Here is a 16,055-nt window from a genome sequence, read left to right on the forward strand (position 1 = left end):
TTCTACATATTCTTGCAAAAAGGTGAAAGTAGAATTATACTCAATAAAAAAGACTGAATAATATTAATATTTAGTAAAACTGAAAATGCTGATATTAAAAAAGGGGGAATTTTATTAATGAAGAAAATGTCATTTCTTATGTTAGCCTTACTTGTCTCAATTTCTCTTATTCTATCTGCGTGTGGGACCAAGGAAGCAAGTAAAGAAGATAAGGGTAATGGGGCAAGTGAAGAGAAGAAAACCATAAGAGTTGTAACAGATGCAGCGTATGCACCATTCGAATCAATGAAGGGTGACGAAATTGTTGGGTTTGACGTAGACTTTATCAAAGCCGTTGCAAAGGAAGCCGGCTATGAGATGAAATTAGAACATGTGGGTTGGGATCCACTATTTGTTGAAATTAAAGACAAACGTGCTGATATCGCCATCTCCGCAATCACCATTAATGATGATAGAAAACAAACCTATGATTTTTCTGTACCATATTTCCTATCTACTAATAAAATTTTAGTACCTGAAGGCAGTGATATTAAATCTGCAGAGGATCTAAAAGGAAAAGTAGTAGCTGTTCAAAATGGAACAACTGGTCATGAAGCAGTTAAAGGAATCCTTGGAAAAAACAGCAAAGATATTAAAATGTTTGAAAATAACAATCTAGCAATCATGGAACTTAAAAATAAAGGTGCAGACGCAGTAGTTGCTGACAATACTGTTGTTGAAGAATATGCGAAGAATAATCCAAAGGATAAGTTTGTTGTAATTGAAGATACTGACAGCTTCGATCAGGAATTCTACGGACTTATGTTCCCTAAAGGAAGTAAGTTAAAGGCTGAATTTGATGCAGCAATTAACAAAGTATTTGAAAACGGTGCTTATGCAAAAGTTTACAAAGATAATTTTGGAGCAGAACCAGATATTGAAACTTTAAAAGCACAGCAATAACTAGGAGTGAAATTTGCGTAACTCTATAAATGGTGTTACGCATTTTTTCACTTTTCATTCACCTATTAGATGATGCAAGATAAAAAGGAGAGGTAAGCTATGGACTTCCGATTTGACCTGATAGCTGACTATGCCCCGTATTTTTGGAAAGGGACGCTTTTAACGATTGGTTTTTCCATTGCGAGTATCCTACTTGGAACAGTTTTCGGGTTACTCATTGGATTAGGAAAAATGATGAAGAATAAACTCCTCGCTTTTCCGTTTGAATGCTATATTACCCTTTTTCGCGGGACACCCCTATTGGTACAAATATTAATTATTCATTTTGGTGTAGTGCCATTATTCACTGGTTCAACAAATGGGATTATAGCTGCAATTGTTGGACTTTCGTTAAATTCTGCCGCGTATATTGCCGAAATATTCAGGGCAGGTATCCAATCCATTGATCGTGGGCAAATGGAGGCATCTCGGTCATTAGGTATGAGTCATGTTCAAGCAATGAGGTATGTCATTTTGCCACAGGCTTTTAAAAGAATGATTCCTCCGTTAGGAAATGAATTTATCGTCCTTCTAAAGGATTCCTCACTTGCGTCTGTCATTGCGGCACCTGAGCTTATGTATTGGGGTAGGGCTATGCAGGGACAATACTATCGCGTGTGGGAACCATTGTTAACTGCTGCATTAATTTATTTAATCTTAACATTGACGTTGAGCTTCATATTAAATCGACTTGAGAGGAGGCTCTCAACAGAATGATTAAGGTTGAAAGGCTAAAAAAATCATTTGGGAAGCATGAAGTATTAAAGGATATTAATGTACAAATTAATCCTCAAGAGGTGGTTGTGGTCATTGGACCTTCAGGTTCGGGTAAATCAACCTTCCTTAGATGTATAAATTTATTAGAAACTATTACAGATGGACATGTTTATATTGAAGGAATGGATCTTACCGATAAAAAGGTCAATATAAATGAAATTCGAACCGAGGTGGGAATGGTATTCCAGCAATTTAACTTATTTCCACATAAAACAGTTCTAGAAAATATCATGCTCGCACCTTTAAAGGTTCGTAAAGTCAATAAAGAAACAGCTCATTCAAAAGGTCTTGAGCTGTTAAGAAAAGTAGGGTTAGAAGATAAGGCAAATGCTTATCCCGATTCCTTATCAGGTGGTCAAAAGCAACGTGTAGCCATTGCAAGAGCACTTGCAATGGAACCGAAGATAATGCTTTTTGATGAACCAACATCTGCATTAGACCCAGAAATGGTTGGAGAGGTGCTTGAAGTTATGAAGCAGCTCGCTAAGGAAGGGATGACCATGGTAGTCGTGACACATGAAATGGGTTTTGCACGCGAAGTAGGGGACCGAGTATTATTCATGGACGGCGGATATATCGTGGAAGAAAACGTTCCTAAAGAATTATTTGAAAACCCACAAAATGAAAGAACAAAGGCATTTTTAAGTAAAGTATTATAAGGATATATGTGTTTGTGAGCTCTATTCGCAGGGGAAAAGCGAATTGAGCTTTTTATTTTGCCTTTGGAAAATGATATTGATGAGATTATAGCTATTTTATTTGGAGTTTAGGCCGGGATAATGTAGAAACAATGACAGTAAATTTGATATTTCCGCGATCATTTTGGGATATCCGCGATAATCCAGATATATCCGCGGTAATCCCAATTTATCCGCGATCGACCCAAATCGGTATTATCATATGGCCCAACACCAACACCAAAAGAGAACCACAAAATATTATGAATAAATTACGACTAATCTATTTCCTAAAGCGAAACATTTAGGGAAGAACCAGAGAAGATAGTTGATAAATAATGAAATTCGTTTTAATTTGAATTAAGAAGAAGTTTTTCGTACTTCGAAAAAGCGAAGGGAGAAGCTAATAATGAAAATATTAGTGATAGAAGATAATGAAAGTGTTTGTTCAATGATAGAGATGTTTTTTTCAAAAGAGGGAATAGAGGGCGAGTTTGTCAATGATGGACTCGAAGGCTATAACCGGTATAAAAGTGGAAGATGGGACGCCCTTATTATCGACTGGATGCTACCAGGGATGGACGGGGTAAGCATCTGCAGAAAGATTAGAGAGGAAAAAAGTACCGTTCCAATTATTATGCTCACAGCAAAAGACAGTGAATCCGATCAAGTTTTGGGTCTTGAGATGGGAGCGGATGATTATGTGACAAAGCCTTTCAGCCCACTTGCATTGATGGCAAGAATTAAAGCAGTTACCCGTAGATATCAAGGGGGACAAAATGAATCAATGCCTAAAGGAATGATTCAAACCCAGCATTTTAAAATTAACAAGGATACAAGAGAGGTCTTTTTAAACGATCAACCAATTACAAATTTGACCCCAAAGGAGTTTGAATTGCTCTATTACTTTGCCCAGCATCCAAAACAGGTCTTTTCAAGGGAACAGTTATTAGAATCGGTTTGGGGCTATCAATATTATGGGGACGAGCGCACAGTAGATGTGCATATTAAACGATTGCGTAAAAAGGTTGGAACTTTTGAACAACCTTTCTTTCATACGGTGTGGGGTGTAGGCTATAAATTTGATGAGACGGTAGATGGAGAATGAAATTTAAATACATTTACCAACAATTTATTAGCCATATCAGCATCATTGTCGTTGCATTTTTAGTATTAAGTTTGCTGTTCTCTCATTATGTTGAGAATTTGGTTTATAACAACAAAACAGAGGAACTAATTACCTATGGTAAAAATATATTGCATGATTTAGACCGTGGAAAAACTGGTGGAGAACAGGTTATCAGTCAATATGCAAATGTTTTATCAGGAAGAGGGATTAGCTTTAGTTTATTTGATATCAATAAGAACATCCTGCAGTTTGGCATCCCTGGTCCTGACATTCAGCTTACAGAAAAAGAATGGGAAACCATTTTGGGGGCTAAACCAGTAGTTGTAAAATATGATGATAAACGGTATAACCAGGACGTCACACTAGTAGCTTTACCTTATATAAATAGAGGGGAATTTGTTGGAGGGATTCTATTAACTTCTCCAGTAAGTGGCTCTAGGGAAATGATACATGATATCAATCAATTTTTATTATATACGGTACTAATTGCATTAGGGGTATCCTTATTATTAAGCTGGCTGCTTTCGAAAATCCACGTCAAACGAATTAAACGAATTCAAGACGCCACCTCTCTCGTTGCTGCGGGAGATTATACCGTTAATATTCCTGCATCCAATTTTGATGAAATCGGAGAATTAGCGAAGGATTTTAACAGCATGGTTGGAAAAATTAATGCCTCAATGGAGGAAATCGATAGTCTTGAAAATAGAAGACGACAATTCATGGCTGATGTATCACATGAGATGCGCACCCCCTTAACAACCATTAGCGGCATGATTGAAGGAATTAGAAATGATATGATTCCCGAGAATGAAAAAGAAAAAGGGCTTCAATTAGTTAGCAAGGAAACAAAGAGATTGATTCGCCTTGTGAATGAAAACCTTGATTACGAAAAGATTCGCTCCAATCAGGTGAAATTATTTAAAGAAAGAATCGAGCTAGCCGAAGTACTTGAAATAATAAAGGAGCAGCTGGATCTTCAAGCCGAAGAAAAGAATGATCAAATCATTTTAGATGTGGATGAAGATGTGTATGTAACTGCCGATTATGATAGATTGGTCCAAATTCTGATAAACATTACGAAAAATAGTATTCAATTTACGGAAAATGGGACAATCACTTTAAGAGGGAAATCAGGCGAAAATGAGACTATTATCGAGATTGAGGATACCGGAATAGGAATAGAGCCGGCGGAAATTGAGAAAATCTGGCGTCGGTTCTATAAAGCGGATATGTCACGGACCGGAACACCATTCGGAGAATTTGGACTGGGCTTGTCTATCGTAAAACAATTAGTTACTCTCCATAACGGCACAGTAGTGGTTTCAAGTGAAAAAGGAACGGGCACGAAGTTTGTCATTCGCTTTCCAGTTTAATAAGGGAAATGGTTAATTACCGTCAAAAATAAATTTGGCGGTTTTTCTATAAATAAAGGAATACAAATTTAATTAGCGAATAAACAGTAAATATTCTATTTTTTTGATTCATGGAGGGGATATTTTGACTTATTCGGAGCTCCAGCTCGTTGCAAAAACAGAATACTATCACGTGAATAATGTGAAACTATTGGAGTATTTAGATCAAGCTCGGAAGGTGTGGTATCAATTTTGCCTATCACTGAATGTGGAAGCAGTAATTGTACATATTAGTGCAGATTATAAAAAAGAAGTGTTTCATAATGACCATCTCTCGATTCGCACTTCAATTCACCATATTGGCCATACAAGCTTTACCTTAAATCAAATCATGCTTGATAATAAAACTGAAGAGCTTGTCATCGAATCAACTGTCGTGCTAACTACCATAGACCGGCAGTCAAGGGAAAAAGTAAGAGTACCAGATGAGCTTAGAGATTTACTCAATAAAGATCTGATATTAAATGATCATCTCACGGAAGCATAATAGTTGTTAAGCCCCCATTTTAATGGGGGTTTTTTAGTTAATAAGCATATAGTTTACTCACTTTTTTAATGAACATTTCTAACTCTATTAAAGGATTGTTAATAGTTTATTCATATTCTCCGGATATAGTTTAAGCATAGAGAAACAAAAGGATATGGAAGCTAAGCAAATCCGATAAGGAGGAATACAGCATGAATAATAATGAAGAATTTAATTCAAATGAAACGGAAAGTTCAATTGAAAATAATGAGGTTGAACAGAGGGAAGAATTTAGTCATATTCAAAAGGAACCAAGACAAACGAGTATCATATTCAAAGGTATTCTATCAACTGTGGCAGCGGGTGTGATTGGGTCTGCCCTAACATTAGCTATCATTCCACATACAAATTATTTGGAAGATATGTATTCTAGCAATGCTAAGGTAGAAAATTCTCTCCAAAATAGTGATTCAAAAACAACAAATACTGATACAGTGACAGTTCAGAAAACATCTACAAACACTTCGAATTCCATAGCGGATACGGTAGAAAAGGCATCTAAGGCTATTGTAGGGATTGTTAATATTCAAGAGCAGCAAGCGAATTTTTATGCAAATAGCGAAGATGTAGAAAGTGGAACAGGTTCTGGTGTGATTTTTCAAAAGAATAATGGCAAAGCACTCGTAGTAACTAATAATCATGTGATTGAAGGAGCTCAGAAAATTGAGGTGTCCCTTTACAACGGTAAAAAGACTTCAGCAAAGCTCATTGGGGCCGATGCATTAACTGATTTGGCTGTTTTAGAGATTGATGCGAAGAATGTTACGACGGTATTAGATTTTGGGGATTCCTCCACACTCAGACCGGGCGACCAAGTATTAGCCATTGGAAATCCGCTTGGACTGGACTTTTCAAGATCAGTGACCCAAGGAATTGTAAGTGCCACTGATCGAACGATATCTGTCACTACTTCAGCAGGAGATTGGGATTTGAATGTCATTCAAACGGATGCAGCCATTAATCCAGGTAATAGCGGCGGAGCATTGATCAACGCTGCAGGTCAGGTTATGGGGATTAATAGCTTGAAAATCTCTGAGAGTGGAGTAGAAGGATTAGGATTTGCGATTCCAAGCAATGACCTTGTGCCAATCATTAATGAAATAGTCGAAAAAGGAAAGGTAGAGCGACCATATCTAGGAGTGGCGTTATCAAGTCTAAATGAAATCCCTCAAGCATACTTGAAAAATATTCATCAGGATATAAAAGAAGGGGCAATTATTACTCAAATTGATCCAAACTCAGCAGCTGCAAAGGCAGGATTAAAAGTAGAAGATATTATCGTATCCATTAATGGAAACAAAATTGAAAACACGAGTGATTTAAGAAAATACTTATATTCTAAAATAAAAATTGGGGACACAATCAAGCTAGAGGTATACCAAAATGGTAAAATAAAGACTGTAGAGGTGAAATTGACTGGTAATAGTATTTAATGTAAACGGAATGGAAAGATAGATGATTTTTTAACAAAAACAGCCCTTACTAGAGGCTGTTTTTTCTATGTAATAGCAATTTAGGAATCTGAAATACAGATACTCTGAAATGAAGTTCAATCTAAGCCAAGCATCAACGCTCAATCTTTATATATTGTGAAAAAAACTCAACATTCTTTCATATAATTTTCAGATTAATTTGCTATGCTAGAGTTAAAATAATGCCTTTTAAGGAAGGATGAAGGCTAAATGAATTTATTATTAGCGGAAGATGATGAGCGTCTAGGGAAGATAATCTATCATCTTTTAAAAAAGGAGTTTAATCTAGTGGATTGGGTACGAGACGGGCAGGATGCCTGTGATCATGCGCTTTTCACTGATTATGACATCATTATTCTTGATTGGATGATGCCAAAGCTGAATGGAATAGATGCATGCAAAAAAATTAGAAAGAATGGGTATAAAGGAGGAATTATGTTCCTTACTGCTAAGGATGCATTAGAAGATGTAGTTGCTGGTCTGGATTCTGGTGCAGATGATTATCTGATTAAACCCTTTAAATTTGAAGAATTATCTGCGAGATTAAGGGCTTTATTGCGGAGAAAGGAGAAACCCTTTGAAGAATTTCTAAGCTGTAACGGAATCCAGTTAAACCTTAATACGCACGAGGTAAAGAGAAATGGTCAATTCATTGATCTTTCCAAAAAGGAATATGAATTACTAGAAATCTTTCTAAGGAATAAGCATCAGGTTATGACAAGAGAAGTCTTAATTGAGAGGATTTGGGGATTTGATGTAGAGGTAACACCAAATGCTTTGGATGCATTAGTTAAGCTTCTTCGGAAAAAGATTGACCAAAAGGGTAAGCAGTCCATGATTCAAAACATACGAGGGGTAGGCTATAAGCTGAGGGATCAAGATGTTTAATACATTAAAAGCAAGGCTTACCATACTTTATACAGTCTCTCTTTTAATCATTTTGGCCATATTTATCTTTGTTCTTTATTGGTTTATCTCAAACTCCATAAAAAAAGACAACATAGATGAATTAAACCTCTATCATCAAAAAGTGGTCCATGAATATTTGGAGGATCTTGAAGATGATGATGAGGAGGAGGAAGATTATCATGATAGTCATCTAGATATTAGGGGAGACAGGGAGATATTCTATTATATATTTGATTCTAGTGAAAACTTAGTTTCAGGGGAAGAAACGGTTAGGGGCTTTTCAAATTATGTTAACAACTGGATTCATGAAAAGAATGGGAATTCTTTCTCAAAAGAGGTGAAGTGGGAGGACAGTCATTTACTTATCATCCAATACCCTGTAAGTGATGATGAGGATTCCTTTGGAAGTATTATTATTGGAAAAGATATAACAAACGAAAAGCATATCATTAAAAATATCATTTGGATTTTGCTGATTATTTCATTAATATTTAGTGTCCTTTTTGCTTTTGCTGGATATTTTTTCGCCGGGCAGGCAATGAAGCCGATTCAAAAATCCTTTCAAATTCAAAAGAAATTTATATCAGATGCCTCCCATGAGCTAAGAACGCCATTAAGCATTTTTTATAGCTCCATTGATTTGCTTAACCAGGAGGAAAGGGACCATCTTAGTCCTTTAGGAAAAGAAATTCTTGAGGATATGAAAAATGAATCCGAATTAATGAATAAGCTGACCAATGACTTATTATTCTTAGCAAGATATGATAATGAGCAATTCAAAATTGAGAAAGAGAACCTAAATTTATCTGAAGTGTTCAATTCACTAGTGAATAGATTTTCAAGAGTTATACCACCAACCATCACACTCCTGGAAGAAATAGAAGAACAGGCGTGGATGATTGGGGATAAGGCGAGAATTGAGCAGCTAATGTATATACTATTAGATAATGCGATACGTTATACAAAGGAAGGAACAATTACATGTTCCTTGAAGATTAAGAATCAAGGAATTGTAATTAAAGTTCAAGATATAGGTCCAGGTATTTCTCCTGATAATCTCCCACATATATTTGATCGATTCTTCCGGGCTGATACATCAAGAAATAGAGAGGGATCAGGATTAGGACTTGCGATTGCAAAAACAATTGTAGAGGCACATGAAGGTCAAATAGATGTAAAAAGTGAAGTAAATAAAGGAACTACATTTATTATTCAGTTTAAACAAAATGTAGCTCGCACTTGATTAGAGGGGAGGGGGTTCTCTCCCTTTTTTGTTTTGGTTATATGAAGCTTTAAGGGTGCTTTCGTAATTGTAATTTCGAAACACCAGTTCATATTCATTCAGAAATGCCCCAGGAACCGGACAGACATACAAAAAGCACCAGTCCCTATGGTGCTTTTTGTATCGATACTTTTTTCTTATTCTGTTTAACTTGGCTATCTAAATAACGGAAAATAAGAAGAACAACTATGAGAACCAGTCCCCCACTATACAAATAGGTCGCCCACATCTGTTGGCTATCTGTCCCCATGAATACACTGTGTAAAAGTGAAAGAAGCCATGCTGGAATGACAGCAAAATGGATCTTTTTCCATAGATTCTTCCCTAAGCGTTTCATCAAAAAGTCTGAAGTAGCAACTGTTATTATCAATAAATAAAACGAAATGGTTCCGAGTGCTGAATAAAATGGTTCATTTTCAGCTATAAATGGGATGAATATTTCCTTTAGCGTATAAGGAGCATAATGATCCTTTAAAAGGAGCGTAAAATGAAAGATAACAGTTAATAGCCCAACCCAACCACTTTGTTGATGCAACTCCATTACTAATTGTTTATTCTTTTGTAGTATGGAGATCCTTCCAGTAATTCCTGCTGCTATAGAAAAGGTAAATAAAAAGTAGGCAAGAAAACCTGAGATTCGAATTAAATTCCAATTTGATAAAGCTTCACTCAACACATAAGTCACCCCATTTCGATATTTTCATCAGAGTTAACAATTAAAAAATTATTCTTTTCTTCAAGTTTATTTAAGATTGATTTTATTGGTTTTCCGTCATTCATAAAGCATACCTTTGCACCAATTTCAGCATCGAGACAATGATTCATAACTACGGTTGCTTGTATGATTGAGGTTTTCACTGGGTTACCTGTTCGACCATCTAAAAGGTGATGCTTCTTCGTTCCTCCCTGTAACCAGCTTCGATAAATAGTATTAGATGTTGCTACTCCGCCGTTTTGAATCTGAAAGCTTCCAATTCGCTGATCCTCATGATAAGGATTCATAATACCTATATCCCAGGTCTTTTCTCCATTTGACCAAACGGTCATATCTCCGCCACCATCGACTATTCCATATCTGCTTTTGGCATTGGTTCTTAACCACTTGGCTGCTGCTTCTACTGCATATCCTTTGGCGATACCTCCGAGATCGATCTTTTGGTCTGTACGTTTAATAATTTGAAATCCTTCGTGAAATTCTAAAGGTTTTGAATCAAAATGGCTTTCAATCTTGGCGTTGTTGGTTGTGGCTTCTTTAAAAGGGAAGGACTGATTATACCCGTGTGCTTCTAGTTCATTAAGCAAAAAGGGGGAAAATCGTCCTTCAGTTTTTTTTCGATATTCTTCTGCCTTTTGAAGTATGTCGTAAAATACCGGAGAAATCTGTATCAATTCATTAACCGGCGCCTGGTTAAATAGCCACAATTCATTATGTGTCAAGAATCTCGAGAAGGCTTTTTCAATGTATTGAAACCAAGAAGTTATATGTTTTTTCCAAGATACTAGCTCGGTATTTGATATCGAGATGTATAAGGAGGTGTTCATCAGCTTCAATTGCATAGAATGGCTATTTCCTTGGTTATGTTCTTCTTGTCGTCCGGTCATTTTCAAAATTCCCCTCAGGATTACTTTGTTGGATTGCAAAATTACTCCAATCAAGCTTAGCTAATTCCTTTTCTCGTTCACTCATTGAGTCAGTAATTTCAATTTTTAGACTGTCTTCCGAATTGGCAGCTGTGGGAGTATCATTTAATTGCCCAAGTACGAATGCAGAAAAAGCCGTTCCTGTAACTCCGATTATCCATTTTGCTTTTGCTTTTGGTTTCATTATGGCCACCTCTTTTTAATTGATTGATTGTAATGTCATGATTTCCTTTTGTGCATCCCAGTTCACTCTATAGTCGAATGCATTAGCAATAACTGAAATGGGGACAAAGATAGAATTCTCATAATAGAGAGATTTCGTTGGTATAGGTGTTTTGACCATGTCTTCATAGACTGCATTTGTTCCCGCCCGAACAATCAACTCTTTTTTTCCTTTTGAAATAACAAGGATTTTACTTTGTTGATAGAATGTCGTTTTTGCACCTATAAATTTTCCAAGCTGCTCACTAGATATCAACAGCTGTCCATTTTGAGGCAACATAAATAGTTTTTCAGTTTGTTGATTGAGTTCAATCTCTACCTCTTGAGCATTTTGAAATGGAAGGTCATTATTTATAGAGGTAACTGCCTCTCTAGTCCAGATATTCCAAAATGAGCTTTGTGATATGGTTGATTGATTTCCTCTAAACCCGCCATCTTTATACCCATCTTTCTCGTAACCTTCATCATCATGCTTATCGTACTCATCATCGTCGTCATATTCTCCATGTCGCTCATGCTCATACTCTTCATCATCATCAAGAATAAACCCATCATGACTCTTTTCATGTTTTTCATACTCACCATATTCCCCGTATTTCTCATGGTCATCATCGTCAGCATTTACAATTGAACTGAATAGACCAACAACTAATGCTATGGTAAGTGGTATCATTAACCATTTTGAAAATTTTTTCATTAACAATATCCCTCCTTGTAATCAAAACTTTAACCGCTCTTTCTGAAAAAAATCTGAAAATAGGAAAGGATTCTTTAATTTTTTAAAATCATAATTAAATCTAGTGTTTACATCTCATTTTTTTTGAAATTTTTTAAAAAAGAATGGTGTTTCGACCAAAAAAAAGGTGAGATAATGGAGTGGATAATATTTCCCTCTATTTACATGGAGTGAAATGAACCTTGTCAAATTAATGACAATTTTAATAATTAGCAAAATTCTAACAGGACCTTTTGTATACTATTTCTAAGGATGTCGAATTGAATCGATAAGAAGGTGCTTAGAATGAGGAAGCAGGTTGTACTTATATGTTTTCTAATATTCGCTTTAATTCTATCAGGCTGCCAAAAAAGTACCACTAAGGAAGAAAAACAACAAAACACCTCGAATTTAACTACAATTAGGGTCATTGCAGATTCTGAACAGGCCTTTGCTTCATTTAAAATGGAAGAAAAGAAAATGAAGGAAAAGTTTGGAGTAAAGTTTGAATATTACTTTCCCAATAGATTAAATGATAATTTAGAGGATTTTCTTTTTGCCAGTGGAGAAACATATGATATCTATATATTGTTTCCTGGAAAGATTCCACAATATGTGGAAAGAGATATGCTTCTCCCGTTAGATGATTATATTCAAGCGGATTCATCCTTTGAGGATATCGTTCCTATTTATCGAAAGATATATATGAATTACGATGATCATGATTATGGGGTCGTTTATGATGGGGATACTCATTTATTATTCTACCGAAAAGATTTGTTTAAAAGATATAGTAAGGAATATGAAAAACAATATGGCGAAGAGCTTTTGCCTCCAAAAACATGGGAGGAGTATGACCGAATAGCTAAATTCCTTACTAGAGACACCGATAACGATGGAAAAATTGATATATATGGTACTGCAACATTCTCTGGGGATGCCAAGCGGTATGTATGGTTTTCTGAGCGATTTCTTTCCATGGGTGGTCACTATTTTGATGACCAAATGAAGCCAATGATACAAGGTGAAGCAGGGAAGAAGGCTTTGAATGATTGGATTAAGCTTCAATCAAGTGGTGCTACACCTCCCGAGTCTATGTATGATTGGATTGATTTGAATAATGTCTTTTTACACGGTGAGGTAGCCATGGTTGTTCAATGGAGTGATACATTACGTTTTTCCTTTGATGATGACACATGGAATTCAAGTGTGAAAAACTTGGTTGGCTGGTCCCTAGTACCTGGTGAAATAAAGGATGCCCCTAGAGGCGGGGTATGGATTGGTCGAGTGATGGGAATATCCAGTCAAACAAAAAATAAAGAAAAGGCATGGCAGGTCGTTCAATATTTGGCTTCAGAGGAAGCTAGCAGCAAGGCAGTTACATCACTTAAAACGATAAATGACCCATATAGAAACAGTCATTTTTCCGCAGAGGGTAAAGGACCTTTCCCTAGCCACCAAATTAATAAGGAATTTCTTAGCTCTGTTCAAGATAGTTTAAAGAATACAAATTCGGATTTAATGATTCCAGGGGGTTGGGAATACATGCAGGTATTGGATCGAAATATCGGTCTAGCATTAATTAAGAAGGTGAGCGCAGAAGAAGCGTTAAACAATACTGCAGCTGAATGGGAAAAAATCACCGAGCGATATGGAAGAGAAAGTCAAATCAAATATTACAACCAATGGATAGATAAATTAGAGGAGGTTCGTTCACCATGAAACGGCTAAATTCAATCGCCTTCCGTTTTTGGTTAACGATGAACATAATCATATTAATCGGAATAACGGCGATAAGTTTAGTTCATCTCTTCAAAGAATCTAACCATTTAGAAACAACACTCAAAAATGAAGGAATAACTGCAGCTAATACTTTAAGCTCTGCCATTGGTCTAAATATGTTAAAAGGGGATTATTCGCAAATTAGTCCACTTGCCTATTCATTATTAGATCAACCGAATATGAAATATGTCATTATCAAAGACATAGACGGAAGAATTATTAATCAAAAAGGCGAAACGTCAGATACAAATAAAAACCGAATTATCGTTGAAAAAGTACCTATTCTTTACTTTCAAAAAAATGTTGGTGAAATTGAGATTGGATTAGAAACAGATGAATATAAGGAACAAATCAATTTGCTTGTACTATCCACGATATTAACTGGATTAATAACCTCATTGATATCTGTCATCATATCCTTTTGGTTTAGTAAACGATTAACAATGCCTTTAAAGAGGTTAGTTGTAGCAACAAGACAAATGACAAAAGGCAACAGAAATATTGTTGTTACTGAAGGTGGTACTAGGGAAATGAATGAACTTCTAGTTGCCTTCAATAAAATGTCACAAACCGTCCAGGACTATGAAAATACACTAGTAGAAAAGATAGATATGGCAACTAAAGATTTGTCCGAAAAAGTGGAAGTTCTTGAAGTGATGAGTAATATATCTCAATCTGTTATTGAAAATGATTTAAATAAGGATGAAATCATTAAAATTATTTTAAGCCAATTATTGCATTATACAAAGGTAGATAAGATTACATTATCAATTAGTGATGAAATGAATTTGGAAAGCATTGATATATACGAGCTTGATGGGACTGACCATATTAAGAAATCGATTGTTCAAACATTTGATTCGCCAATACAAAAAGTAGTAGCAGAATCAAAGCCATTAATTCGGAACAATTTAGAAGCCAACTCTTCATTTTCTCGAGAAAGGAAATTAATTGCAGAGGGATTTCGTTCAACTCTAATTATTCCCTTATTAACAAAATATAAGGTCATTGGTACTATTAACTTCTCCAGTAAACAGAAGGATTTCTTCAATGATGAAATCGTTAGTCAAGTATCCGTTTTTATCAATCATGTTGCCATGGCCATCGACCGTGCATCATTAGATGAATCACTTCATTGGGCTGCCTATCATGATTATTTAACAAGCTTACCAAATAATCGGATGTATAAAGAAAAAATAGAGGAAATCTTAACAGATATTAAAGAAGGCAAAGACAAGAAATTTGCCATTCTTTTTATGGATATTGATCGTTTTAAAATAATTAATGATACTTTAGGACATAAAATAGGAGACCAATTATTGGTTGAGGTAAGTAAGCGTCTTCAGAAGAATTTGGATGAAGGTTTAACGGTATCAAGAATGAGTGGCGATGAGTTTACGATATTAATTCCAGAAATAGAACAAGAAGAGGAAGCGGCTAATTACGCAAAAGAAATTCTCTCCTTATTTAAGAAGCCATTCAGTGTTCAAAGCTATGAGCTTCATTTATCAGTTAGTATTGGTGTAGCCGTCTATCCGAATGATGGAGAAGATTCGGATACCTTAATTAAACATGCTGATACGGCAATGTATCGAGTGAAGGAGCAAGGGAAAAACAATTATGCGGTCTATTCTCCTTTAAAATCAGATCCTTCCTATGATCAATTAATTTTTGAAAACGATTTACGTAAGGCATTAAATAAAAATGAATTCACCGTTCACTATCAGCCAAAGATAAATATTTTCACGGGAGAAATATCTGGATTGGAAGCATTGTTACGATGGGTTCATCCTATAAAGGGGTCTATTCCTCCAATGAAGTTTATTCCAGTTGCTGAAGAGACAGGGCTTATTATCCCAATTGGCGAATTTGTTCTTCGTGAAGCAGCTCGCCAAAATATGGCATGGCAAGAGGCGGGAGTTCCACCTATTCCTGTTGCAGTAAATTTATCAACAAGACAGTTCTTGCAATCCAACTTAGTGTCAACTGTAGAAAGTGTTTTACGGGAAACCGGATTGCCACCTCATTTATTGGAATTAGAAATAACGGAGAGCATGACGCTCGATATTGATAGAGCTCTAGGAATCCTTGATGGTCTAAAATCACTTGGTGTAAAAATTAGTATAGATGATTTTGGGACGGGCTATAGCTCTCTTCATTATTTGCAACAACTACCAATTGATCGGTTGAAAATTGACCAATCCTTTGTAAAAGATATTACAACCAATGAAAATAATGCCGCAATTGTATCCACAATTATTCATATGGCAAACAACCTGAAGCTACGTGTTACTGCTGAAGGGGTAGAAACGGAAAGTCAGACGACTTATTTACAAAATAATCTTTGCGAGGAAATTCAAGGCTATTACTTTAGCCATCCACTTGCAGCAAATGAATTTTTGGAGAATTACCAAGTCATAAAGGAAAAAGCAAAGGATTGGAAGCTCGAAAGGGTGAGTTAAATAAAGGACTGTCTCAAGAGAACTTCTATGGGGCAGTCTTTTTTTGTATTACGAACAATTCATAT

15 protein-coding genes are annotated in these 16,055 nt (G+C 35.8%); 11 read left to right on the forward strand and 4 right to left on the reverse strand.

Annotated features, from left to right (window positions below; translation table 11 throughout):
- Positions 1-117 precede the first annotated feature (117 nt).
- The 9 genes from BQ6100_RS01405 to BQ6100_RS01445 all read left to right on the forward strand — a co-directional run bounded on the left by BQ6100_RS01405 (position 118) and on the right by BQ6100_RS01445 (position 9,129).
- Positions 118-942: a basic amino acid ABC transporter substrate-binding protein gene (locus BQ6100_RS01405; protein ID WP_075980050.1), complete on the forward strand. Its 825-nt coding sequence runs from the start codon at positions 118-120 to the stop codon at positions 940-942.
- 99 nt (positions 943-1,041) lie between these two features.
- Positions 1,042-1,698 (forward strand): amino acid ABC transporter permease, encoded by a 657-nt coding sequence (locus BQ6100_RS01410; RefSeq protein WP_075980051.1) that lies wholly within the window; start codon positions 1,042-1,044, stop codon positions 1,696-1,698.
- Positions 1,695-2,417 (forward strand): amino acid ABC transporter ATP-binding protein, encoded by a 723-nt coding sequence (locus BQ6100_RS01415; protein ID WP_075980052.1) that lies wholly within the window; start codon positions 1,695-1,697, stop codon positions 2,415-2,417. Before BQ6100_RS01410 ends, BQ6100_RS01415 begins: the two co-directional genes overlap by 4 nt.
- Positions 2,418-2,844: 427 nt before the next feature.
- Positions 2,845-3,543 (forward strand): response regulator transcription factor, encoded by a 699-nt coding sequence (locus BQ6100_RS01420; protein WP_075980053.1) that lies wholly within the window; start codon positions 2,845-2,847, stop codon positions 3,541-3,543.
- Complete coding sequence (locus BQ6100_RS01425; protein WP_075980054.1) at positions 3,540-4,940, forward strand: sensor histidine kinase; 1,401 nt, start codon at positions 3,540-3,542, stop codon at positions 4,938-4,940. Before BQ6100_RS01420 ends, BQ6100_RS01425 begins: the two co-directional genes overlap by 4 nt.
- 124 nt (positions 4,941-5,064) lie before the next feature.
- Complete coding sequence (locus BQ6100_RS01430; protein WP_159433115.1) at positions 5,065-5,466, forward strand: acyl-CoA thioesterase; 402 nt, start codon at positions 5,065-5,067, stop codon at positions 5,464-5,466.
- A 191-nt stretch (positions 5,467-5,657) separates the two neighbouring features.
- The gene (locus BQ6100_RS01435) at positions 5,658-6,938 is read left to right on the forward strand and encodes a S1C family serine protease (protein ID WP_084780168.1); all 1,281 of its coding nucleotides are present in this window, start codon (positions 5,658-5,660) and stop codon (positions 6,936-6,938) included.
- A 249-nt stretch (positions 6,939-7,187) separates the two neighbouring features.
- Positions 7,188-7,865 (forward strand): response regulator transcription factor, encoded by a 678-nt coding sequence (locus BQ6100_RS01440; protein WP_075980055.1) that lies wholly within the window; start codon positions 7,188-7,190, stop codon positions 7,863-7,865.
- The gene (locus tag BQ6100_RS01445; protein ID WP_075980056.1) at positions 7,858-9,129 is read left to right on the forward strand and encodes a sensor histidine kinase; all 1,272 of its coding nucleotides are present in this window, start codon (positions 7,858-7,860) and stop codon (positions 9,127-9,129) included. The genes BQ6100_RS01440 and BQ6100_RS01445 overlap by 8 nt, the downstream gene beginning before the upstream one ends.
- A 145-nt stretch (positions 9,130-9,274) precedes the next feature.
- Here BQ6100_RS01445 and BQ6100_RS01450 read toward each other — a convergent pair whose 3' ends face one another.
- From BQ6100_RS01450 to BQ6100_RS01465, 4 genes are read right to left on the reverse strand one after another with little or no spacing between them, the layout of a single operon-like run.
- Positions 9,275-9,841, reverse strand: a complete 567-nt coding sequence (locus BQ6100_RS01450; RefSeq protein WP_075983394.1) for a ferric reductase-like transmembrane domain-containing protein — start codon at positions 9,839-9,841, stop codon at positions 9,275-9,277.
- Positions 9,842-9,849: 8 nt separating this feature from the next.
- The gene (locus BQ6100_RS01455) at positions 9,850-10,770 is read right to left on the reverse strand and encodes an FAD:protein FMN transferase (protein ID WP_075980057.1); all 921 of its coding nucleotides are present in this window, start codon (positions 10,768-10,770) and stop codon (positions 9,850-9,852) included.
- Positions 10,745-10,993 carry a hypothetical protein gene (locus BQ6100_RS01460; protein WP_075980058.1) on the reverse strand — a complete coding sequence of 83 codons (249 nt, stop codon included), beginning with the start codon at positions 10,991-10,993 and terminating at the stop codon, positions 10,745-10,747. The genes BQ6100_RS01455 and BQ6100_RS01460 overlap by 26 nt, the downstream gene beginning before the upstream one ends.
- A gap of 15 nt (positions 10,994-11,008) precedes the next feature.
- Positions 11,009-11,728: a copper amine oxidase N-terminal domain-containing protein gene (locus tag BQ6100_RS01465; protein ID WP_075980059.1), complete on the reverse strand. Its 720-nt coding sequence runs from the start codon at positions 11,726-11,728 to the stop codon at positions 11,009-11,011.
- Positions 11,729-12,052: 324 nt separating this feature from the next.
- Between BQ6100_RS01465 and BQ6100_RS01470 the strand changes: the two genes are divergently transcribed.
- Both BQ6100_RS01470 and BQ6100_RS01475 read left to right on the forward strand, forming a co-directional pair.
- Positions 12,053-13,468 (forward strand): ABC transporter substrate-binding protein, encoded by a 1,416-nt coding sequence (locus BQ6100_RS01470; protein ID WP_075980060.1) that lies wholly within the window; start codon positions 12,053-12,055, stop codon positions 13,466-13,468.
- Positions 13,465-15,990 (forward strand): EAL domain-containing protein, encoded by a 2,526-nt coding sequence (locus tag BQ6100_RS01475; RefSeq protein WP_075980061.1) that lies wholly within the window; start codon positions 13,465-13,467, stop codon positions 15,988-15,990. The genes BQ6100_RS01470 and BQ6100_RS01475 overlap by 4 nt, the downstream gene beginning before the upstream one ends.
- Positions 15,991-16,055: the final 65 nt, after the last annotated feature.

The sequence above is a fragment of the Bacillus massilinigeriensis genome, assembly GCF_900117315.1.
Lineage (GTDB): Bacteria > Bacillota > Bacilli > Bacillales > Cytobacillaceae > Bacillus_BE > Bacillus_BE massilionigeriensis.